The sequence below is a fragment of the Bradyrhizobium sp. CFUWI genome, from assembly GCF_056429085.1.
The window spans coordinates 1-386 of the sequence record NZ_JBWJZE010000323.1 but is presented as its reverse complement, the minus strand read 5'-3'; the positions used below and the strand labels follow the sequence as shown (position 1 = coordinate 386).

Annotated in this window: 1 protein-coding gene; it reads left to right on the top strand. The window is 71.2% G+C overall.

Annotated elements, in window-relative coordinates; all coding sequences use genetic code 11:
* On the top strand, positions 1 to 386 hold a 386-nt coding region (locus tag AC066S_RS40015; protein WP_478272097.1), incomplete at both ends, for a cupin domain-containing protein.

Here is a 386-nt window from a genome sequence, read left to right as displayed (position 1 = left end):
GCCGAGAACTACCCCGAGGCCGTGCAGCCCATCAGCCGCCCCGAAGGCCACAGCTTCGCGGCCTTCGGCCACAACATGGCGCCCGTGCGCCACCGCGCGGCGGACTCGGCCTCGACCTCGCCGATCTTCAGCTACCCCTACGACCGCAGCCGCGAGGCGCTGGACCGGCTGTTCCGCCAGGGTGAGCTGGACGCCTGGGACGGCGTGAAGCTGCGTTACGTGAACCCCGCCACCGGCGGCTGGCCCATGCCCACCATGGCCACCTTCCTGCAGTTGCTGCCCGCGGGCTTCCAGGGCCGTACCTACCGCGGCACCGACGCCACCGTGTTCAGCGTGGTGGAAGGCCAGGGCACGGCGCGCATCGGTGAGAGCACCTTCCAGTTCGG